The sequence below is a fragment of the Alteromonas sp. LOR genome, assembly GCF_000753865.1.
GTDB lineage: Bacteria > Pseudomonadota > Gammaproteobacteria > Enterobacterales > Alteromonadaceae > Alteromonas.
In genome coordinates this window covers 41858-64701 of record NZ_JQFW01000010.1, presented here as the reverse complement: position 1 = coordinate 64701, position 22844 = coordinate 41858, and the positions used below count along the sequence as shown (strand labels likewise).

The window sequence follows — 22844 nt, the reverse complement described above, 5'->3', positions numbered from 1 at the left end:
GCTTTCATGAGTAGTAAAGTTTAATTTAACCGCGAACGCATACAAACACTTGCTATTTGTTTAATCTCTTATAAAATAACCGCGAACGCATATATAAGAGGTGTGGTGTGATATTTTTAGTTAAAGATGCCAAACAACTGGGTAGAGCCGCGCAGTTGGTTAGAAAGACGCAAGGTCTAGACCAGATATCTGCTGCCTCATTGTCGTCTAATGGCACAACGTTCCTGAGTGATTTTGAGAATGGCAAGCCGACGGTTGAGTTAGGCCGAGTTTTGCGAGTTTTGGATTCATTGGGGATAACGGTCACCATCGATGTTCCAATTGAAAAAGATTCACTTTCAGATGCTCAACGACAACGGTTATCACAAATCATTGACGGCATTGATTTATGAACCGAGCTCTTGATGTATATGTGGATGATTCGCTCGTTGGCCAGTTGACTGACGAGAATAACATTTGGGGATTTGAATACGCTCCAATTTGGTTGGCAAGCAAGACTCGCCACCCGCTATCTCCTCATATTCCTTTGCGAGACGGGAAGCAAATCGACGGTGGTACCTATCGACCGGTGCAGTGGTTTTTTGACAACCTGTTACCTGAAGAGAAAGCGCGTGATTTGCTGGCAAAAAACGTGAGAGTGCCAATAGACGATGCTTTTGGATTACTTCAAGTTGCCGGAGCTGAATCAGCGGGTGCCATAACCTTGTTGCCAGAAGGTGAGCAGCTGACACGAGGTGAGGTACATTCACTTACTCTCGAAGAAGTGAATCAGCGAATAAAAAATCTGCCAAAAGCCCCTTTGAACCGGGCTGAGCGTAAAAGAATGTCCGTGGCTGGGGCGCAGCACAAGATGCTCGTTATATATCGCGACGGTGAAATTCTGGAGCCTTCTGGATTTTTTCCGTCGACTCATATCCTTAAACCTGAACATTCTTCACCAGATGTTTATTACCATACAGTTAGGAATGAATGGTTTGTCATGAATCTGGCAAAACTTTGTGGTTTAGACGTCCCTTCGGTAGATATTCGTTATTTGCCAGAACCGGTATACCTTATAGAGCGATTTGACCGAGTAGGTTTATACCCTAACCAACACCGTTGCCATGTGCTAGATGGCTGTCAGTTACTGAATCTTGCACCAAATATGAAATATCCAAATAGTACAGCAGAGAGTCTAAACAAATTGGTGCAGCTCTCCAGAATGAAGGCCAAAACAACGCTGGATATCTTTCGCTGGGCTTTGTTTAATGCATTCGTTGGCAATGGCGACGCTCATCTGAAAAATCTCTCATTCTTCATCAAAGACTCTGATGTTGTTATCACTCCTCACTATGATCTACTGTCGACGGCTATATATGAACTGCCGCATAAACATATGGACCATGAATTGTCCCAGCCCATGGGGAAAGCACAATTTTTGGGAGAGTTGTCTGAAGCAAACGTTATGGCGTTTGCTGAGGAATTACGCGTCCCCACTTCTTTGGCTGCGGTTCAGTTGAGAAAGATGGCGAAAGCTATCGAGCAAAATGCTAGTCATTTGATGGATGTTGTTAAAAATGCAGAACAGCACTCTAGCAAAGCCGGAGAAGTGCGTATGGTTAATGAGATTTTTCATAACTGCATCAAAGAAACGATCACTAACCTCAGGCTTTAGCCCACGTTCTGAGCTTTGTAGAGTGAAGTTATCAAGTATAGGTTTAGTTCTGTCGAGAGCTAATTCATGTGCGAATCACATTACACGGTATAGGTGTATAAGAAGTTAGCAATTCGATTGACGTGGTTCGCTTTAGACAAGGACGTTAAGGTGTTTGTATTTTAGCTTCCGGTCTGTGCCAATTGCAGGCACTGGATTGATGTTTAGATAAATGGCAAAAAACGACCTAAAGCCGACATTAGCAAATGTAAGTTGTCAGACTTTTATGAGCGACTACCAGATCGTCACCACCGCGCTGGCGGTGGTCTGCTGAAGACAAACAGCAGACGTTCAGGGCTCTCTGCTCTTGATTCCGATATTTACCATAAGCGGAAGTTAATATGCTTTATTCTGACTGACTCTTCAGTGGCATAAAGCAGTTATTCAGACCACAATAGTCCACAGGATGCGCCTCCAAAAGCCGAATGTTGAATATTACAATTGATAACCAACCCTACAACTCCAAATTTTTATTACAAAGCGATTTACGAGCCACCTCCCCATTTTGTCAAAAGAAGTCGAATGATCGTCATGGGGGTAAGTAAATCCGGGGCATTGATTTATAAACCCAAATGCCCCAGTGCTGCTAATTCACCTTATAGTGAACGAGTCTATAGAGTACAGGTAGTACAACCAGAGTTAACAAGGTAGAGGATATGATCCCACCAATGACCACCGTTGCCAGAGGTCGCTGCACCTCTGCGCCAGTACCTACGTTAAGCGCCATGGGCACGAAACCAAGACTCGCCACTAACGCTGTCATCAGCACTGGCCGCAAGCGAGTCATTGCACCATCAATAATCGAGTTTACCAACTCGCCAGTCTCTTCCATCCTCTGCCTGATAAAAGACAGCATTACCAGACCATTCAATACAGCAATACCAGAGAGCGCGATAAAACCAATCCCTGCCGATATTGAAAGAGGCATATCTCTGATCCAAAGAGCAAAGATGCCGCCAGTTAATGCCAAAGGGACGCCTGTGAAAATTATCAAGGCGTCTTTGACTGAGCCAAATGCAATCACAAGTAATGCAAGGATCAGGAAAAGCGTTGCGGGCACAACCAAGCTCAGTCGTTGACTTGCACTTTCCAATTGCTCAAACGTTCCACCATAACTTATCCAATAACCACTCGGCAGTGCCACATTGGCTGCGATTTGCTCTTTAGCATCATTGACAAAAGAGCCTAAATCACGATCTCTCACATTTGCTGTGACGACGATACGGCGTTTTGCGTTTTCTCGACTTATTTGACTGGGTATATTGGTATATTCAAGCTCAGCCACCTCGGCGATTGGCACATACTCACCATCATTGGTCATGATGGGTATATTTCCCAGCGCTTCTAAATCATTGCGAATCTCTTCAGGATAACGAACAACAATCTCAAAGCGTCTGTCGCCTTCAAATACCAAACCAGCTTCTTTGCCGCCAACTGATGCACTTAACCACGTTTGCAAGTCAGTTACGTCTAAGTTGTAACGCGCCAGCGCATAAGGCTTCGGGTTCACCGTGAAGATGGGGATCTCATCTACTTGTTCTACTCGTGCATCAGCAGCGCCCGGAATATCTTGTAATACGGATAAAACATCACCAGCTGAATCCCGCAGCTTATCCAGATCATCACCATATATCTTGATCCCTAAATCTGCCCTAACGCCACTAATTAATTCGTTAAAGCGCATCTGTATAGGTTGCGTAAACTCATAGTTATTGCCGGGTACATTTTGAAGATCCCTCTCCAATTGCTCGACAAATTCCGTTTTCGATAATGCAGGGTTTGGCCATTCATCAATTGGTTTTAGCATTACAAAAGTGTCAGTGACGTTGGGTGGCATAGCATCAGTAGCCACCTCAGCAGTACCCGTTTTAGCAAATACGGTGTTTACCTGTGGGTATTGCATAATGACCTGTTCAAGCCGTTTTTGCATATCGACAGCTTGTTCAATTCCTGTGCCGGGCACTCTCATTGCATGAAGGGCTATGTCACCCTCATCTAGTTGCGGCACAAATTCAGAACCTAGGCGCATCCCAAACCAAACACTGATAACTACGAGTAATGTTGCTGCACCTACTACCAACCATCGTAATTTTAATGCCCACTCCAGTACAGGGCGGTAAACTGATTTAGCCCCAGTGATTATTGGACTCGCTTTTTCACTGACTTTGCCTGACATAAACATAGCAACAGCTGCGGGCACAATGGTGATTGAAAATACCATTGCCGCTAGCAATGCCAATATTACGGTAGCCGCCATTGGGTGAAACATCTTCCCTTCGACACCTGTTAAGCTAAAGATAGGAATGTACACAATCGTGATTATCATCACGCCAAATAGACTTGGGCGTATCACCTCATTCGTTGCCTCAAATACGACTTCCAGCCGTTCTTTAAGAGGCAGTATTGCACCCGTTCGCCGCTGCGATTCACTTAATCGCCTAATACAGTTCTCGACGATAATAACCGCTCCGTCAACAATCAGTCCAAAGTCTAACGCACCTAAGCTCATTAGGTTCGCGCTAACGCCCGTTTGTACCATGCCTATTATTGTGGCAAGCATGGCAAGTGGGATGACAGCGGCGGTGATAATTGCTGCCCGTATATTGCCCAGCAATAAAAATAAGACAACAATAACGAGTAGTGCGCCTTCAACAAGGTTTTTTTGTACTGTATTGATGGCTTTATCCACGAGCGTAGTGCGATCGTATACACTTTGGATAATTACGCCCTCTGGCAGGCTTGCTTGGATTTCATCCACTTTATCAGCCACGTCTAGCGCAACAGCTCGGCTATTTTCGCCTATTAGCATCATAGCTGTGCCCAACACCGTCTCTTGACCTTCTCGTGTTGCAGCGCCCGTTCTAAGCTCCTTACCGATGGCGACCTCTGCAATGTCACTTACCGTGACGGGAGATCGGTTTGTAAGCGTTACCACCACGTTACCGATGTCCTCAACGCTCGAAAGTCTCGCTTGTGAACGTACTAGTATTTGCTGGCCGTTGCGTTCAATGTACCCAGCGCCCTGATTAGCGTTATTTCGATTTAATGCCCGCAATAAATCGTCAGTACTAACGCCGTAATTAAGCATAAGTTGAGGATTAGGCTTCACATGATACTGTTTGGTAAACCCCCCAATAGCATTAACCTCTGTTACCCCTTTCACCAAGGCCAGTTGAGGTTTCACCACCCAATCGTGTAACTCTCGAAGCGCCATTGCATCAAATTTTCTGCCATCGACAGTTACTGTGCCGGGCTTCGCGCTAAGCGTGTACATGTAAATTTCACCCAAACCTGTGGCAATCGGCCCCATCTTAGGCTCAATACCATCGGGCAATTGGCTTTTGATAATGCCTAGCCGTTCGTTTATGAGGTTTCTGGCAAAATAGAGATCCGTGCCTTCTTCAAAAACGGCCGTCACTTGTGATAAGCCATAGCGCGATAGTGAACGTGTGTAGTCCAAGTTTGGTAATCCTGCCAAAGCGTTTTCTACCAAAAAGGTGATACGTTGTTCAGTTTCAAGCGGTGAATAACCTTCTGCTTGTGTGTTGATTTGTACCTGAACGTTGGTGATATCGGGTACGGCATCAATAGGCAGCTTTTGATAACTGAATAGGCCTAATCCAATCACCAAAAAGGAAAGCATCAGAAAAATACCGCGCTTTTCGATTGCGGTACGAATAATGGAAACTAGCATCTTAAACCTCCCTTAGAACTACACGCCATTTGACAGGGAAATATCAGTTGTAGTGAGGCATTAATGATCATGGCCTGCCTCCGATTTTTCCAAATCTGCTTTAATTATGTAGCTATTGGAAGCCACGACGCGTTCGCCTGCTTCAAGGCCACTGATAACCTCGATATAGTGACCATCTGAGACACCAAGCTCTACCGCTCTGGGCGCATACTCATCACCCTCAACCACAAAAACAACTTGTTTGGCTTCATACTCTTGCACAGAAGATAGAGGAACCGAATGACTTACTGACTTAGTTGACGTCGTAACTTGTGCTTTGACCAGCGTACCGAGTGGCCAATATCCAGTACTATTATCGACAGCTACATTGGCAAGAGAGTGTGGATTGCCATCAGCTGAAGGCGTAATATATGCAATCTTGGAGGTTTGGTTGAAACCTGCGTGGCTTAGTTCAACTGACTGTCCAACCTTGATGCTGCTAAGCATTTGTGAAAAAACGGTCAGCTGTGCCCATACGTTTTTATAGTTAGCTAACGAAAAAAGTACTTGCCCGTTTGATAACTCACCATTATTCGCATGTCGCGCAATCACATTGCCATCAAAAGGTGACGTGATGGAATAACTTTTTAAACTCTCATTGGACTCAACAACCGCTAAAATATCACCTTTCTTAACGGAATCGCCAATGTTGACTTTTACATCTTTAATAACACCGTCAAACCGTGCTCTTATATGACTTAATGAGGCGGGGTCTGCACTAATTCGCCCATAAAGCGTACTCGTTAACGCAATATCGCGTGCGAGCACGGGAGTTGCAGAAATACCATTCTGAATTGCTGTTTCATTGCTCATTCTTACGACTTCACCTGCGTGATTGTCTTGATCGCTGGAACTTACATCACTGTGTTTACCTCCTGCGATTGCGGTTAGGCTATAAAGGCTAAGGGTGAAGATAGAAATAAGTACTTTTTGTATTGTGAATTTATTCATAATCATGACTTCTTATCGAAATGTTAGATGACTGCTGCCAATTGCTTTTGTGACTTGGGTGAAATGAGTCATCATTGTGCTCATTCGTCAGCGCGAGACCTGTGAGTGTTTCAATTTCTGTTTTGCTTAAGTGAACTTGAGACGCTGCCTCTATTAATGTCAGCCGGGTTGTCAGAAATTCTTGTCGAGTAGTTACCCATTCCAAGTAGCTGAAACGGCCCTCCAAATAGGCGTTCTCGACTAAATCTAACGCGCCCTTTAACGGAGGAATCACCTTGCGCTGAAGTGTGTCAATCTCTAGCAATGCTCGTGTATGTTCGCCTAACGCTTGATTAACTGAATGTAATAGGCTTCGAACGTTGCTTTGTCTTTGCTGCTCTATTGCGTCAAGACGTGCCCTGTTTGCTTCATATTCACCAAGGTTTCGTTCTTTTTGAAACAATGGAACGCTTACTCCGGCAACCAGTGCTGTTTCATCAATACCTTGCATTCTGCGAAGCCCCGCTGACCACTCAATATCAGCGCGGTTATTCGCTTGCACTAAACGAAGCTGCGCCGCTTGCACACGGCTTTGTTTAGCGTATAGGTCAATGTGAGGGCTATTTTGGATTGCGACTGCCAGCGCATCAAACGACTCAATCTTATTAAAAGCAAAAAGATCGCCTTCCACACGCTTAAAGCTCGGTACCTGCTCCCCCCACATGATGGATAAACTGCGCAAGGCAAACGTTAGGTCCTGTTGAGCTAGATTAACATCGAGCTTTGCTTGGGCCAGCGCAGCTTGGGCACGTTTTTGTTCTAACAAGGGGGACGCGCCTGCTTCAACGCGTTTCGTTACGGCATTCAATGTATAAAGTGCAAGTGCCTCTGCATCTTTTATGACGTCTAAGTTCGCCTGCAATACGAGTACTTTGATGTAACGACGATTAAGCTCACCGAGGATATCTAAGGTGAGTATTCGCTTTTCAACATCTTGCTGTATTCTTCGTTCAGAGAGTACATTCAACCTTGCTGCTGGCTTATCATTGAGCTGTAACACTGATGATAATGTCAAGGTAACTTCAAGCTCTTTGAGACCTGATACCTCGCCAGTTCCCAAAAAGTTCTCTAATTCAACCCCTGCATTCAATGCGGGTTTAAGCGCCGCCGTTTTTGACTCTCCGTCTATAACACGTTGTTTAAATTTAAACTCATACAGACTTGGATTATTGGCAAGTGTTAGTCTAATAGCGTCCTCAAGAGTCAGCGTTTCTCGTATGGGCGCTTGGACACTTTTGTCTACAAATCTGTTGGTTTTCGCCGCATGAGCGGTCGGTGGACTGAGTAATAAGCCCAGTATGCAACTGCACACAATGGCAGATGCATGCCCGAAAATAGGAAACATTTTCATTGGAATATCCTAATAATTTATCAATATTTAGCATCGCGAGTGTTATCAGCGCGGTGCTATCGAAAAAACGTACTAGGAAGTAATTTTGGGGGGGCGAAGTAAGCGGTTAATAGGTGCGTCAATTACCGCATCTAAATAGTTGAAATTGTGGACTGAAACCACTGTTTTCAGACTGTTGATATGACTCTGACTGACCCATTGTGCATGTGTGCCATGGCAGTGGCCGCAATGGTGACAATCAGCAGGATTGTGGTGCTCTGTACTTACTTTATCACTGGTTTCATTGGCAGACAGCTCAGACTGCACTTGCTCGTGCTCAGAATGCTTATGCTCGTGTTGCAAGTGCTGAATGTCTATTGCATGAAAATCTAACGAATTCGCCACAGCAGAAAACGACTGAAAGAGTATCAGCGAGATCACGATGTAACTTATGCGTTTTAGATTTTTCATGTATGAAAGGTTACCAAACCTAATTCACTTCGTCACGACATTGTTCATTAGCAAACTCCAGCTCAACTGTCGTATGTTCAAATTTATACTTTTCTAACGAACTGTGTATGTTTTCTTTGAGTGATTGGAGGTGCTCAAGACTGACATCTTCATCAAGAACAAGATGGACCGTCATTACGTTACGCTCACCGTCTAGAGACCAAATATGAAAATGATGAAGATCACTTACCTTATCGTTTGCCAGTAAATCGCTTCGAATCTTTGAAAGCTGTTCTTCATCGGGCGTTGCTTGCAAAAACAGCATTAGGGTTTCTTTGAGATTGCGGAACACATTGAAAAGGATGAACAAAGTAAAGCCAATGGATAAGATTGGATCTAAAATAGGCCAAGGCTTAAACATTAAGACGATGGACACGATAAATACTGCTACCCAACCAAGCACATCTTCCAGCAAATGCCAGTTGAGGACTCGCTCATTTAATGAGTCTCCCTCACTCAGTTTATAAGCCGCAAAGCCGTTTACTGCCATCCCAAAGATAGACAATAAAACCATCCCTTCAACTTGGGGCATTTCAGGCTCAGCCAAACGAGGTATCGCTTCAAGCAATATCCAAATGGAGCCTACCGTCAGCACAATACCGTTAATCAATGCACCGAGTAAGGAAAATCTTTTGTAGCCGTATGAGAATGTTTGATTAGAATCTTTATCGCTAAGCTTGTTTAATCCCCACGCTGTACCAATGGAAAGACTATCACCCAAATCGTGCACTGCGTCAGCCATAATAGCGGTGCTGTTGGTAAGCCATCCACCAATGAATTCAATAACAGTGAACACCACATTTAAGAAAAACGCCCATCCAATACGTTTAGACGCGTCGGTTGAATTCTCTTGCGAGTGTGAATGGTTATGACTGTGCATTTCTAATTTTTTCCAATATGGCTTTGTTTTCGGGTGAAATAGACATTGACTTGAATGGACTCACGTTTGCCCCACCAGTATTGCCCTCAGGCAATAAGCCAATTGGAGTTTTAGTCAGCGCACCTAGCATTCTAAAAATTTGTCCAAATATCTCTTTAAGGTCGCGGCGTTCTATTCCAAATTTAAGCATTTCATAATGCACTCGTGTGTGGTGGTATGTTGAGTGCTGACCGATGACATGAGCATCCTCTAAGGCCTTAAATCCTGCTTTATTGTCATTGTTCGAAAGGGATTGATGCGCGGCGCTCAGTTTTTGAAGTATGTAAGGTTTTGCTGCTTGAGTGAAATTCATACGATCTCTCCATTCGTCGAGCTGTTTTCACGGAATTCCTGTCTGGCGTCTTTTAGAATTAAGACTGCGCCTCGTAACACAACGATAGACACAATAAAACCTATGACCAAATCAGGCCAACGAGTATCGAATAGATAAACCATCACACCCGCCAATATCACTCCTATGTTTGCAATGACGTCGTTTGCCGAGAATATCCAACTTGCTCGCATATGCACCTCGCCATTTTTTTGTTTTCTGATTATCGCCAAACATATAACGTTAGCGATAAGTGCAACACCGCCCATGCCCATCATAAGCATAGATTCAGGCCCACTTCCAAAGGTTGCGCGACGAGCTATGTCAAACAAAATTAATAGGCCTAATGCCAATTGAAAATATCCACTTACCTTTGCAGCATTGGCTTTGTGAACAATTGTTTTCCCTACTGCATATATACCAACACCGTAAACGACTGCGTCAGCCAACATATCAAGGGAGTCTGCAATAAGTGCTGTTGAGTCAGCGAGTAACCCTACACTCATTTCAATGATAAACATCACAGCATTGATGCCCAATAGCCAGTAGAGAACTGCCTTTTGTTCTTGGTCTTTTATCTCAATTTCGCACCCACAACCACTCATAAAAACACTCGCTTTACTCACCTATAACGCGAGTGTAAACTCTATACTTGGTATAGAGTCAAGCTTTAGGCAAGTTAAAATGAAAATTGGGCTTCTGGCAGCTAAGACAGGGTTAAGTATTCAGACAATTCGTTTTTATGAGCGTAAATCACTATTGGCTGCACCTGAGCGAACGGCATCGAATTATCGAAGCTACTCTGAAGATGCACTGAAGCAGTTATTGTTTATAAAGCAATGTCGCGCATTAGATATGACAATCGAGGAAATTAAATTAGTACTGGAAACCCGAGCAAACCCAGAGAATAGCTGCGAAAACGTTAATACTACAATAGATAAGCATGTTGACGATATCGAACATCGGATAGCTGAATTAAAAGTACTACAAGAAACACTGATTTCAATTCGTTCTGCTTGCGATCATGATAAGAAGGTTAAAGAGTGCGGGGTATTGCATCAATTAGATAGCATTGCAGAAGTGTGTTCTTCTAGTACGGAGAATTAGTCTCGAATTATCAGTTTTATGTTGGAGCTTTGTCATAGGTATTCGGCTAAAGCAGCCATTCAATTTTTATTAGTAGCATGACCGTTGATTACCTCATTCGTGTCATTAAAATCTTAATGAGCCAAGGTCTGCTTCACGTGCACAAGAGACTGTCAATTTTGGTCTAGCTCTATCTCTGAAAGTGTCAGGTTAAGTGACGACTAATCCAGTTTAGCGTGTTAACACCAAGCGACTTTGTCGTATCTTAATTACCAAGCGATTCTGTCGGTCATTTTTTTATGTGCCTGTTAGTGTTTTGTTTTTTGAATACTAGAAGGCATGTTGAGGATGATTGTGATGGATTCTAAAGCTCAACTCACCGTTGATATAATAGCTAAAGTGGTTGAAGGTAAAATATCGATTGCCAATGCTACCAAGTTACTCAATAAATCCCGACGTTCAATTGAACGCTATATAAAACGCTATCAAGAAGTCGGTATTCAGTTTGTGGTGCATGGTAATTGCGGTAAATCACCCCCGAATAAAACGCCTATTTCGATAAAAAAAGCCGTTCAAGCGTTAATTAAGGATAAGTATTTTGATTTGAATTTACTGCACTTAGCCGAGCAGTTGGCTGAGAATGAACACATTGTTGTTAAGCGTGAGACCTTACGTGGTTGGGCGCACGATATTCATCATGTAAAGCGAGCTAAGCGTCGTCGTAGCCATGTTCGTAAACGCAGAGAACGTATGGCCGCACCGGGCTTAATGATGCAAATGGATGGTAGTCCGCACCGTTGGTTTGGTAACAAAAAGCATTGTCTCATTGCGATGATAGATGATGCCACCAGTGAAGTTTATGCTGAATTCTTCCCATCAGAGACCACCGTTGGATGTTTGAAAGTCATGCGTGACTGCCTTGAAAAGAAAGGTGTGTTTAAAACACTTTATGTGGACAGAGCCGGAATCTATGGTGGGCCTAAGCGTTGTAACTTCTCACAAATGCAACGCGCTTGTGAGGAGCTGGGCATTGAAATTATCTTTGCCAATTCCCCACAAGGTAAAGGGCGCGTTGAACGAGCGTTCGAAACCTTCCAAGACAGGTTGGTGCCCGAACTTAGGTTGAACAATATCAACGATATCGCCGCTGCCAATGCTTACCTTAAGCATGTCTTCATTCCGCAGTTCTGGCAGTCGAAAGTCCAAGTGAAATCAAAGCAAGCACCTGAATTTACGCCTCTGTCAAAACACATCAACCTTGATGATATCTGCGTCATTAAAGACCATCGTAAAATACGTAACGACCATACCTTCAGTTATGGCAACAAATTCTACCTCATTGATTCACCGCTCAAGCACTCCATTGCCAATCAGAAAATCGAGATAAGGAACACGAGTAAAAAAGGGTTTACCGCTCACTTCGCTGGTCGCAAACTGAAGATCTCGGAAGTTAATGAGCCAAGCAAACTGGCATCAGAAGACTTGGCAGTACAGAAGAAACTTGAAGTATTAGCGTTAATCGAAAAGCTCGGAAGCGTCAGTGCTGCATCACGCCAAAGTGGCGTCTCACGAGACACTATTCATCGGCACTTAAGAATGGTTAAGCGAGGTGGCCCTGATGCGCTAAAACGGAAAGAAACGCCTAACATACGGCATAAAAACTGTGTAGATATGGAAATCGAGAAAGCGGTAATCGAGTTCTCTCTTGAACATCCTCACCTTGGTCAGCAGAAGGTGGCACATAAGCTAACAGAAGCATTAGGCATTGATGTTAGCCCAAATGGCGTGCGCAGTATGTGGTTGAGAAATGATATGAATACAACCGCACTGAGAATTGAGAGATCACTAGCTTTGCATGAATCAGCATAATAAATAGCCAGTTGTTTAACTGACTACTTTTCAATTACAACAACTGTTGCCCTCTTGAATTGGAGGGCACTTCACTGTTCCATATGAGCAATAAACGCAGCAGTCGCCGCTCAAAGGCTTTAGCAGTGTTTTACATTTAGTGCATTCATAAAAAAATTGGCATGCAGTGGTTGGCATTTCTTCTTGCTGGCTGTAATCGCAATGTGGGCAAGTAATCGTCGATGAGAGTTCTATTTTCGCCATAGTTTTGTGTTCCTCTGAGGGTTTCAATATCGTTCAACTAGCGACGGCCTTACGACTTCACTAATGAAGGATAACCAGCATTCTTTGTAGCCTTTGTTAGTGCATCAGGATTTGTTATCTCATCGTCAAATGTTACAACAGCAAGTTTATTTTCAAATGTCACTTCCACTTGTTTAACGCCTTTAACGCGCTCAAGTGCTTTTTCTACTGTTATCGGGCACGTTACACAATCCATAGACGGAACTTCTAACGTAACAGTTACATCTTTTGCAAACGTCGCCGTGCTGCTTATCAACAATAAAGTTGTAATCAATAACTTCTTCATTTTTCTCTCCAATTAGAGTTAAGTGGTAGCACCTACACGACCCATATGATCCAGTAGTTGCTGGTAACAAAAACAAACGCCAACAGTGTGGTAAACCAAAATACTGCTTTTCGTCGTGTTCTTACCTTTGGGACTGCACAAGCCTCGTCATCCGCACAGTTTTCAACAGGCTGATGTATCTTCCACCCAGCAAAGCCAAATAAAACTACAACCACGAATATAAAAATAGGACGATAAGGGTCTAAGAGTGTTAAATGACTAATCCATGAACCACTTATACCCAATAAAAGTAAAACAAGAGGCCCGGCACAGCAGGCACTTGCACCGATTGCTGCGGCAAGCCCGCCTAAGATTGATAGTTGACTACTTTTTGCCATATTTACGTTTATTACACTGTTCTTTTAAGCACAGCATAAACTCCGTATATGGGTACGGAGTCAAGTGATGAGTCATTTTACGGTTGAAGTGACTGAATGATTGGGCAATCTTTATCACTTGGATTAGTTTTACAGTCTGAAATGAGCGAGACAAGGCTGTCTTTAAGGTTAAGCAAATCTCTTAACTTATCTTCAATTACTGCAAGCTTTTGCTCAGCGAGTTGCTGAACATCTTCACAATTACTAGCACTTAATATTAATAATGATGATATTTCCGCCAATGTAAAACCTAAATACTGTGCACGCTTTATGAACAATAGTCTTGAAAGTGCTTGTTCTGTATATTGCCTGTATCCCTGTATCGGTTTGATGGGTTGTTCAAGTAAGCCTTTGCGTTCATAGAAACGAACGGTCTCTACACCAACATTTGCCTCTTTGGCGAGTTTACTGATTGTATACATTGGCTACCTTTAATATTCTGGTTAATTCAATAATATACAAAACGTCTAATTAACTCATGCTTCAAAGGAAATATTTGCATATTTATTGAAGTGGATAATACTAACTGTTACCTTAAATGCGACAAAGTCGCTCGGTAATTAGACCGACATAATCCCTTGGTAATCACACTAATCCAGTTTAGCGGACTTCTTCAAAGGCGCTACTTTACATCTTCTTCTATTGGAATAGATTCCCAATAGTTGTTCCACCAATCGAGCGGCATTAGTTTTATTGATACTTCAAAGTGCTTTTCAAACAACCGATAAGTCTTGTCAACGTATTTGCAGGATCTATACAAGTAGTCGGGGTCGAGCGGCACGTCTAGTAGAGCAGGAATCAAGTGGTGCTTATGTAGTGGATTTTTGCAACGAGTCATATTGTAAACTGAAACATGGGGCCACATGCTATGCGCCACTTGGCTAAAGGGCGTGTAAGCAAAATTATAAAGGTCTTCGCAATCTGCCTCTTGCGCCATTTTCCTACAATTTAAATTCGACCACGTTCCAACATCCACTTCGACAAAAAATTCATTGCGTTGTGAATTAATCCAATGCTCTCTAAACTCTATCATTTGTTGAAGATCTTCTTTGTCTTCTTGATATTCCTCCTTTTCTAACAGGAGCTTGTAGTGTTCGATAAGTAACTTTGCTTCACCCAGACCATGCATAATGTATTTATGGGGTCGCTCTTCCAAATCATCCATCATCCACGCAAGCGTGATATATAAATCGGTCATAGAGCGTAAGAATAATGGTGCAGAATGTCCGTTCCATGTTGAGGGAGCTTGAGCCAACTCGATGGAGAGAGTAATTTGTCGAGATAAAAGACCACCAATGGCAGATAATGCCTCCAGTTTATCCGCGGGAATTTTAACTTTAGTCCAAACTTCATCGAAACTGTCCACTAGATAATCGACGTAGCCACTTACTAATTCTTCAATATCCATTGTCGCATCCATCTAAATCAAAAGCCTCATTCCAAAAAGTCTCTGGCCAATTGTTTTCAGGAACCCCTATTTCTTTCAAAAAAGAAGCTGCTGCAAATCCGTTGATATGAGCGCGAGCAAAACTTGCAACACGCTTTGCATCATCAGACTCTGGCGCTTTGAATATTGCATTGAAGTCAGGCAAGTCGATATGAGCAGAAATTTTCATTCGCCCAGATATTATCTCTGCGTAAACCGCAGTAACCTGAACTTTGGTCGCTTTTGATGACAGTCTATCCAAAAGCGCCTCTACATCCTCTTTCAGCATTTCAATGGCATCTTCACGGTCAACACCATACTGGTGCTCAGAAAAAAGAAACGCTAATGGATAGCTCTTTAATAAGTGATACTGATGTTCGAGATTACTTAAAACGTCGTTGAAATATGGTTTCGTTCTTAATGTCTCATACAATTCATTCTTTTTTGAATCTGACAGAGTTGTATAGCTACCCATGTATTGAAGCGGCGCAATTTTTTCACCCTCAAAGCAGTTATACGCAGTATCAATAAAATCAACAATGACTTTAGTTGCATTCCTATCGCCAAGACGAAGATATAATGACGACATCCAAATTAAGCACGGAAGCCGGTCGTTTACAAACGATGTTTCTCTCATCTTGTCGATTTGCATTAAAGGGGGGATGAACTTTTTGCCCACTTTTTTATGATCTTTTAACACCTTTCCTTGGTGGTTACTTTTTTTCATTCTTTTTTTCTACTTCACTTAAGTGATTTTGCAGGGAGCGGATATCTCAGCTCTACATTCTTCGTATGAATTTCACGTTGATCTCGCCTGATATCATGAAAATACCAAATATTAAATTTTCGCTCATAGTCCCAAGTGTCGTGTTTGAGCGAGTCCCAGCCTAAATATGATGCAATATGATTCGCCATATCTCGCTTTCTATCAGAGGTTACTTTTCCTTGAAACGCGCTCATAACTGCTCCCAACAGAAAGTCAGCCAGCTGTATTTGCTGAGAATCTTTTGAGTCTTTAGTCACAACTGTTTGAATCAGAGCATCACCGCCTAATTCTTGTTTTAGGATATTGTTAGCGATTGTATGAAACGCTTCGTCAGCCTTATTGTATCGCGACGGTAATGGGTCGACTTCGACTCGAAATTCTGATAACTGATTAGGATGTGCTTTTTTAACTGCTTTTATTTTTGAAGAAATAAGAGTTGTGAAGTGTTTTCGCATTGCAAGGTCGTAGTCACCGTCATGAAATGATTTATCTACCAATCCTTTTCTAATAACTATGCAATGAAAAGCCAGCCACGCGTGTTTGAAAAATACATCGGCAAGCTCTTTGTAAAAATCAATGTTATTTTTCTGATGAGCACGTTGCCATTTAATTTCGTTTGTATATCGATACTTTTCCCTAAGATTTCTGATGATACGAACAAAATCGCCGCGACGTTGGTACTTCATCCACAAGGAACCAAAACCGTAGTATACCTGCCCATCTATACCAGATTCGTCACAGGCAATATGCCAAATTAGCTTTCCTTTTGCCATTTATACACGCCTCCGTATGCATAATCATATTAAACAATGCAACATATAGTATTAGCAAGTTTAACTTTTAGTCAGGTAGGCGATGTTGTGAAAATTTGGACCTATTGACCCGTTAAGCGCTGATTGCACCAAACATTCCTGAACGACCGGAGTACGTACGAAGCAGACCTAGAACTACAGAGAAATTGTGATTCGCTTATGGCACAAAAAAGACAAACACTAAACAAATTATTATGTCCGCTTTGTCGGATAAGCTGACGTTTGTTATCTGCTTACTAAAAGATTCCAATTTGCTCACAGCTGCCAATAAATTTGCAATAAGCTCTTAACGTCTTCGGTATTGTCTGAAGCTGAACTTCGCAAATTAAGATACGCTGCTAAGACTCAGAAGTGGCAGTAATGATCGTAAAGTCGCTGTAGTTGTGATCATTTCATTAAAAATGAAGCAATAATAATTCTGATGTAGCGAGGAAACCACCGATCGGATTCACCGAAATACCTCGATGGTAAACGCACTTCAGGCAATTCTTTTCATTGATAAATCGTCAACCATAGTTTCGGCGCTACCCGTTAAAGCGATTGTGCAGCAATCAGCTTTCTTTGTTGAGTTCACGCGTCTTTTAAATTCACAACATAGCGCCCAACTACTTGTCCGTTAAAAAAACGGTCGAGGTACTCTGGCGTATCGTGTAACGATATTTCTTGATAATAGCTTTCTAAGTTAGGCAGTTTCATGTCGGTCGCTACGCGCTTCCAGATATGTTGCTTGTCTTCAAGTGGAATATAAACCGAATCTACGCCTAATAAAGAAACTCCTCTCGTGATAAATGGGATCACACTCATCGCTATTTCAGGCGATGCAGCAAGGCCGACAGACGCTACTCCACCACTAGGTTTAACCTGCTTGAGTAGACCGGTTAAGTAATCCCCTCCAAGAGTATCAATTGCGTGAGCCCATTTGGGCTTTCCAGCAACCTCGTCTTTCACTTCCAGTACAACATCTCTATGAAGAACTTCACTGGCACCTAATGACTTCAGTTTCTCAGATTGTTCAGGTTTACCTGAAAAGGCAACAACGTCATAGCCAAGGTGAGAGAGAAGGGCAATACTAATGCTGCCAACACCTCCCGTCGCGCCTGTTACACCCACGTGGCCATCACTTGGCTTAGCCCCCATCTTTTCTAACTTTTGAATACACAGTGCCGCTGTTAATCCACCTGTGCCATAAATCATGGCTTCTTTTAGCGTTAACGAATCTGGGCAGGCGACGGCCCATTTAGCTGGGATAGCTATTTTTTGGCCAAGGCCTCCAGGTGTATTCATTCCCAAGTCGTAACCAAATACAAGAACCTTATCACCCACACTGAACGTACCCGACGTATCATTTACTACCACACCTGCCGCATCGATACCGGGCGTGTGTGGAAAGTTTTGGCTAATACGCCTGTTGCCACTGGCTGACATAGCGTCTTTGTAGTTTAAAGACGAATAATGTACATCTATCAGCAATTCATTTTGTGGAAGTTGGCTAATTTCTCGTTCTACGATTTTTTTGCTAAAAGTATTATCGCTGTGCTCTTCAACAAGCAAAGCCTTAAACGTGTTCGCATTACTCATTACTTTTCTCCATAAATACTGTAAAAACCGCCTGCCGGTGCCTTCAACTTATAGTCGCAGAGATACTAAATAAAAGTAGCAGCGCAACTACTTACGTATTTCAATTATTTACAAAGTAGTAATCGTAATGTTCCTAAAGCGCACAATATTACTTTCATCTCTGCTTTCTTTATAAGCTTTACTACCGTGGTGCTGAAATGCAATGACACCCTTGCTGTCTTTTACATCTTTAACATGGGTGGTTAGTATGCCATTAATAAAAATTTTTATGTCGGAGCCCTTGCACACGATTTTGACCTTATTCCATGCCAAGTGACTATAAGCTTCACCTTGTTCTTTGCTCCACTCACCTAAGAAGTTAGTAACAAAGTCTTCGTCAGGATAAGAACGGGTAGGGTGGACTGGGTACAACCATTTTCTGCGACCCTGATCGAAGAATCCTCCTGTCCACTTTCTTTCACTGGGGTCGATATCTACTTGATAGCCGACAATTTGTTTACCTTTGTCGGTTTCAATAATTTGTCCTCGAAAAATAATGCCCGAATTACTGTATTCAGAGGTGTCAGGCATTTTAACTTCTGCTTCAAGGATAAAGTCTTCGTAAACCTTTTGGGTTGAAAAGAACCAGTTTTTTTCGGATATCAGATGTAACTCACCATCAACAAACCTTGCTTCACCGTCATCGTATACGTTGTTGAAGTTAGATAGTGACTCATCTAACAAAGGCTGAGTTGACGAGCATGCGCTCAACATTAAAAGCGCGGTAAATACACTGAGTAATTTGGGGTATTTCATTATGAACTCTCTAGTAAGTGCGTAAATAAACTATTCATGAAACACCAGCCCGCGCCACCTGCCTCTTGCGTAAGCTGTGCCGTCATTCTCTGGTATCTTTCCATTGGTCACTGCTTTCGCTTGAACCGTGATGATGTCGCCCGGTTTCAACGTGAGTGGACCTAGGTCAAAGTAGTTTTCCTGATAATCAATCGTAGTTTCTTGGTTAGTGAAATTACCGATTTCGTTGTCATTCAATAGCACTCTGTAAGACGATTCCCCGTCAATTTCACCGACGGTTACCAATGTCACTTTTTTAAAGGTACGACTGGTTTTGTCCTTCTTTTCCCACATTTTTTTTGGCACTTCAAGTTTGGCAGTAGCCCACACATTCCTGTACTGTGTTTCTCTAGCATCAATACCTAGTGCACTATTTTTTTTGTCGTGATAGAAAGGGACGTCGCCAACTGACTTAAAGGTTTGGTGAGCGTTTAAGATGAGACTATATTCTTCTATGCCAACAAAGGTTTCTTTCAAGGACTGGGCTGAGGCATATCGCCTAGTCTCATTTGGCCCAACGCCTTTTGGCTTATAATCCGCGTGTTGAGTCAGAATAATTTTGTCTAACTCGAACCCATCTTCGCGCATAGATATTGTGACGTTGTGTATTCCACTTTCAGGTATATCTAGCCAAATCGTGTTTGGTTGTCCGCAGTGATTGTCTTTTGCTCTTTGATTAGAAGACCATGTCCATTGATGTTTGCCTTCGCATAGCTGAAGTCTTTGGCTGCTCGAGGGCCATGTGTTATTCAGCCCTACATGTAATCCATTATCTTCGCTTCCCGAGCTGAAGGCCCTCGCCCAAACGAAGTACTTACCCGGAGTGTCAAAATAGACAGGATAAGTTAAAACAGCCATCTTACCGGGTTCGCCGGAAAAGTTGGTGCCATGCACTAAAGGCTCGTTATGGTTTGTTCTCGTATCAGGCAATAGTTCAATATATGCATTGTTACTAGCACCCTCCACATGGATTTTGTCACTATCTGCAAAGCCATGGGTGCTATCGCTTTTTCGATTAAACACAATCCAGCGTCTTGTACTTGCGTTGTGTTGAGAAGAGTAATGCTCTGCTTCTATTACGGCCATTTTGTTTTCTGTGACAATAATGGAGTCGTTCACGCTTGCTAGGCTATTCGGTGTAATAAAGAGCAAGAAACATGAGCAAGCTGAAATGTGCCACTTTCTTATCAATTGGGATGTTATCACTGTGCGCCACCGTGTTTTTCATCAATAATCAGTTGGAATTGATACTGGCCAGCCTTTAGGCCCTTCCACTTTTTAATAGGCTCATTTTTTGCGTTTGTAGCCGCGACAACTGAATAATGCGCGGGTGGAACGAACTCAGCGCTAATATTAAACGGAACGGTCACCGATACATCAAAACCGTCACTCGTCATTGTCCAACTTACATCGATATCTCCGCTAGGCGTAGGTATAGAGCCTTCAGCAAAGCCGAGTTTCGATGTGAGCTGAGGTGAAATTATTGCTTTTTTAAAGCCTGGCAACTGTGGCTTTACCCCAAGAATACCCTCATAAAACCATCTTGAAATAGTGCCGTAAGCGTAATGATTTAACGAATTCATACCCTGTGGGTTAAATCCCTCTTCTAACGAGTATGAATTCCATCGTTCCCAAGTGGTGGTAGCGCCATTATTAATTGAGTAAAACCATGACGGGTAGGTTTCTTTAAACAACAACTCATAGACTAAGTCGGTACGTCCAGCCTCTTGCAGAACATCTGCAAGTAATGGCGTACCGAGAAACCCTGTTCTTAAGTGTGTGTCGGCGCTCTGAAGTAAAGAAATTAGTTTAGTTTGTGCAATGTTCACTTCGCTTTGAGGAAGTAGGTCAAATGCCAGCGCAAGCAGGTAGGCCGTTTGTGTTTCTTTGCCTTTTATTACGTTTAGATCTTCATCAAAAAATTCCGCTCTAAATGCTTTTGCTAGTGTCTTTTGCTTAACTTCATAGCGCTTTGCATCTTCATTGAATCCGAGCTCTAGTGCTGTTTTTCTCGTGAGCGCTACAGAGCGAGCAAAGAATGCTGTGGAAATAAGTGAGAAGTCAGTATCTCCCCGGTTGGCGCCTTTCCCTTCTGCTTCGGGGTAGGGTTGTAACCAATCGCCAAAGGTCATCATGCTTGAGATATTGTTTTTAGCTTGGCTGTCATGATAGTTAATCCAAGACTTCATGGATGGGTAGCTATCTTCTAAAATCTTTTGATCGCCAGTCATCATGTAGAGCTCCCAAGGCAGGATTGTGGCAGCATCCCCCCATCCCGACGACGTCCAGTTTATCCACTTTACAAAGGGCACATAAAGTGGAACAAACCCATCTTCGGTTTGCTCTTCACGCAAACTATTTAAGTAAGCAGACCAGAATCCGTAGACATCAGCCATATACATAGACGGCGCAATAAACGCGTTGGCGTCACCTGTCCAACCCAGTCTTTCGTCGCGCTGTGGGCAGTCTAAAGGAATATCAAAGAAGTTCCCTTTTAGCCCCCAGTTAATATTTTCAAACAGTTTATTTAGCTTAGGGTTGGCGCTTAAAAAGTTATTGTATAAATCAATATCAGAATGTTGAACGTTAGCGACAATCCAATTTTTTACAGGCGCTTTAGTTTCGTCAAAACCCGAAATTTCAACAAAGCGAAACCCGTGAAAAGTAAAAGTAGGAGTGTATTCAGCAATGCCATCTTTAGCAGGAAGGAAATAGTCTGTGGAATGTGCAGAGCGATAGTTATCTGTATAGAAGTCACCTTTGTGTAACGCTTCGGCAAATCGTAGCGTCACTTGTTTACCCTGTTTTACCGGTAACTTGATAGATGGCACGCCGACCATGTTTTGGCCAAAGTCAAAGATGACCGTGTCCTTACTGACTTGTTTAAATGATAGCGGTGTTAATTTGTCCACATTGCGAACCGGCAAATGACGCTTAGGACGCAAAAGTGTGCCTGGTGTTGATGCATCGGTAATGACTGTCCCCCATTCACTGTCATCATAATCTGGCATCGACCAGCCTTGCATTTCATAAGTTTCGTCGTAACGCTCGCCATCGTAATTACTGGCAAATCGGATTGGGCCAGATTGTGTTGCTTTCCATGAGTCATTCGTCGTAACGAGCCGCGTAGTATTGTCTGAATAGGTGATTTCAAGTTGGGCTAAAAATCGCGGCGGCTTCGAATGGTCGGTTTCCTTCAGATCTGCAATTCTGCCTGAGTACCAACCACCTGCGATAATTGCTCCAAGCGCATTGTCTCTCTTTGTAATCAGCGTGGTTACGTCGTAGGTGAGTGTCTCGATGCGTTTTTCGTAAGGCGTCCATCCTGGGGGCAATGCATCGTTTGCGGTTATATCTTTACCGTTTAGGTAAACCTTAAAAACGCCTTTAGCGGTTACATATAACCTTGCTTCAAGCACTTCTTTTTCTACAGAGAATTGCGTTCTCAAATATTGCGGTGTCGCCAATGTACTTTGAGAAGGGGAAAGTGAAGATTCTGTATCTTTTGCGCCTATCCACGAGGCTTTCCAGTCAAGGTTCTCGAGTAAACCCATTTCAATGTGAGCCACGTCGCTCCATTGTGATGCTATATTGTTCTCATCCCAAAACCTCACGCGCCAGAATACTTTCTCTCTAGAGGTGATTTTTTTGCCTTTATACTGCACCCAAGACATTGCCGATGATTTTATTTTTTCACTGTCCCATTTATCTGGATTTGTTAATAATCCTTCAGGTGTTGAGGATACCTGTATCTGATAGGCAGATTGTTGGGTCGATTTGCTGTTACTGATAGAGGGCTTCCACGAAAAACGGGGGGAGGCTTCGTAATACCCAAGAGGGTTAACGAACCCTTCACCTACTTTCAGTGAGGTGGGTTTATCGTTTTCAATAACAGAGTGAGAAGAGCAGGAGACTGCAAAGATAACCGTGAGTACGGCAAACCAGAATGTTCTAACAACACACATTTTTCTAATTCCTTTATT

The 22844-nt window shown here is 42.8% G+C and carries 22 protein-coding genes; 4 read left to right on the top strand and 18 right to left on the bottom strand.

Annotated elements, in window-relative coordinates; all coding sequences use genetic code 11:
* Positions 1-107 precede the first annotated feature (107 nt).
* On the top strand, positions 108-392 hold the full coding sequence (locus JV36_RS0104230; RefSeq protein ID WP_032096161.1) for a Cro/Cl family transcriptional regulator: 285 nt from the start codon (positions 108-110) through the stop codon (positions 390-392).
* A complete protein-coding gene (locus JV36_RS0104225) occupies positions 389-1654 on the top strand; it encodes a HipA domain-containing protein (protein ID WP_032096160.1) in 1266 nt (421 codons plus the stop codon). The genes JV36_RS0104230 and JV36_RS0104225 overlap by 4 nt, the downstream gene beginning before the upstream one ends.
* Positions 1655-2279: 625 nt before the next feature.
* Here JV36_RS0104225 and JV36_RS0104220 read toward each other — a convergent pair.
* From JV36_RS0104220 to JV36_RS0104190, 7 genes are all read right to left on the bottom strand, one after another.
* Positions 2280-5387: an efflux RND transporter permease subunit gene (locus tag JV36_RS0104220; RefSeq protein ID WP_032096159.1), complete on the bottom strand. Its 3108-nt coding sequence runs from the start codon at positions 5385-5387 to the stop codon at positions 2280-2282.
* A 60-nt stretch (positions 5388-5447) separates the two neighbouring features.
* On the bottom strand, positions 5448-6377 hold the full coding sequence (locus JV36_RS0104215; protein WP_014951216.1) for an efflux RND transporter periplasmic adaptor subunit: 930 nt from the start codon (positions 6375-6377) through the stop codon (positions 5448-5450).
* On the bottom strand, positions 6370-7767 hold the full coding sequence (locus tag JV36_RS0104210; protein WP_014951215.1) for a TolC family protein: 1398 nt from the start codon (positions 7765-7767) through the stop codon (positions 6370-6372). Before JV36_RS0104210 ends, JV36_RS0104215 begins: the two co-directional genes overlap by 8 nt.
* A 72-nt stretch (positions 7768-7839) precedes the next feature.
* Entirely contained in the window at positions 7840-8217 is a 378-nt protein-coding gene (locus tag JV36_RS0104205) for a hypothetical protein (protein ID WP_014951214.1), read from the bottom strand.
* Positions 8218-8236: 19 nt separating this feature from the next.
* Entirely contained in the window at positions 8237-9136 is a 900-nt protein-coding gene (locus tag JV36_RS0104200) for a cation diffusion facilitator family transporter (protein ID WP_014951213.1), read from the bottom strand.
* Complete coding sequence (locus JV36_RS0104195; protein WP_014951212.1) at positions 9123-9488, bottom strand: DUF3703 domain-containing protein; 366 nt, start codon at positions 9486-9488, stop codon at positions 9123-9125. The genes JV36_RS0104200 and JV36_RS0104195 overlap by 14 nt, the downstream gene beginning before the upstream one ends.
* Positions 9485-10111, bottom strand: coding sequence for a cation transporter (locus JV36_RS0104190; RefSeq protein WP_014951211.1), 627 nt, complete (start codon positions 10109-10111; stop codon positions 9485-9487). The genes JV36_RS0104195 and JV36_RS0104190 overlap by 4 nt, the downstream gene beginning before the upstream one ends.
* Before the next feature lie 79 nt (positions 10112-10190).
* Here JV36_RS0104190 and cadR point away from each other — a divergent pair, with 79 nt between their 5' ends.
* Both cadR and JV36_RS0104180 read left to right on the top strand, forming a co-directional pair.
* Entirely contained in the window at positions 10191-10613 is a 423-nt protein-coding gene (gene cadR / locus JV36_RS0104185) for a Cd(II)/Pb(II)-responsive transcriptional regulator (protein ID WP_014951210.1), read from the top strand.
* Positions 10614-10940: 327 nt separating this feature from the next.
* Positions 10941-12461, top strand: a complete 1521-nt coding sequence (locus tag JV36_RS0104180) for an ISNCY family transposase (RefSeq protein ID WP_032096158.1) — start codon at positions 10941-10943, stop codon at positions 12459-12461.
* A 30-nt stretch (positions 12462-12491) separates the two neighbouring features.
* Here JV36_RS0104180 and JV36_RS19840 read toward each other — a convergent pair whose 3' ends face one another.
* The 11 genes from JV36_RS19840 to JV36_RS0104130 all read right to left on the bottom strand — a co-directional run bounded on the left by JV36_RS19840 (position 12492) and on the right by JV36_RS0104130 (position 22826).
* Positions 12492-12704, bottom strand: coding sequence for a GDCCVxC domain-containing (seleno)protein (locus JV36_RS19840; protein ID WP_080589192.1), 213 nt, complete (start codon positions 12702-12704; stop codon positions 12492-12494).
* 49 nt (positions 12705-12753) lie between these two features.
* Positions 12754-13029: a mercury resistance system periplasmic binding protein MerP gene (gene merP, locus JV36_RS0104175; RefSeq protein ID WP_014951208.1), complete on the bottom strand. Its 276-nt coding sequence runs from the start codon at positions 13027-13029 to the stop codon at positions 12754-12756.
* A 32-nt stretch (positions 13030-13061) separates the two neighbouring features.
* Positions 13062-13406: a mercuric transporter MerT family protein gene (locus JV36_RS0104170; RefSeq protein WP_014951207.1), complete on the bottom strand. Its 345-nt coding sequence runs from the start codon at positions 13404-13406 to the stop codon at positions 13062-13064.
* A 77-nt stretch (positions 13407-13483) separates the two neighbouring features.
* The gene (locus JV36_RS0104165) at positions 13484-13867 is read right to left on the bottom strand and encodes a MerR family transcriptional regulator (RefSeq protein ID WP_014951206.1); all 384 of its coding nucleotides are present in this window, start codon (positions 13865-13867) and stop codon (positions 13484-13486) included.
* Positions 13868-14067: 200 nt separating this feature from the next.
* Positions 14068-14853: a DUF5677 domain-containing protein gene (locus JV36_RS0104160; RefSeq protein ID WP_032096157.1), complete on the bottom strand. Its 786-nt coding sequence runs from the start codon at positions 14851-14853 to the stop codon at positions 14068-14070.
* Positions 14843-15598 carry a hypothetical protein gene (locus tag JV36_RS0104155; protein ID WP_032096156.1) on the bottom strand — a complete coding sequence of 252 codons (756 nt, stop codon included), beginning with the start codon at positions 15596-15598 and terminating at the stop codon, positions 14843-14845. Before JV36_RS0104155 ends, JV36_RS0104160 begins: the two co-directional genes overlap by 11 nt.
* 14 nt (positions 15599-15612) lie before the next feature.
* Positions 15613-16410: a DUF3800 domain-containing protein gene (locus tag JV36_RS0104150; protein WP_014951205.1), complete on the bottom strand. Its 798-nt coding sequence runs from the start codon at positions 16408-16410 to the stop codon at positions 15613-15615.
* Positions 16411-17019: 609 nt separating this feature from the next.
* Complete coding sequence (locus JV36_RS0104145; RefSeq protein ID WP_032096155.1) at positions 17020-18027, bottom strand: YhdH/YhfP family quinone oxidoreductase; 1008 nt, start codon at positions 18025-18027, stop codon at positions 17020-17022.
* A gap of 108 nt (positions 18028-18135) precedes the next feature.
* A complete protein-coding gene (locus JV36_RS0104140) occupies positions 18136-18822 on the bottom strand; it encodes a 3-keto-disaccharide hydrolase (protein ID WP_032096154.1) in 687 nt (228 codons plus the stop codon).
* 30 nt (positions 18823-18852) lie between these two features.
* Positions 18853-19947, bottom strand: coding sequence for a hypothetical protein (locus tag JV36_RS0104135; protein WP_052010179.1), 1095 nt, complete (start codon positions 19945-19947; stop codon positions 18853-18855).
* 116 nt (positions 19948-20063) lie between these two features.
* Positions 20064-22826 carry an alpha-L-rhamnosidase gene (locus JV36_RS0104130; RefSeq protein ID WP_032096153.1) on the bottom strand — a complete coding sequence of 921 codons (2763 nt, stop codon included), beginning with the start codon at positions 22824-22826 and terminating at the stop codon, positions 20064-20066.
* Between the last annotated feature and the right edge of the window lie 18 nt (positions 22827-22844).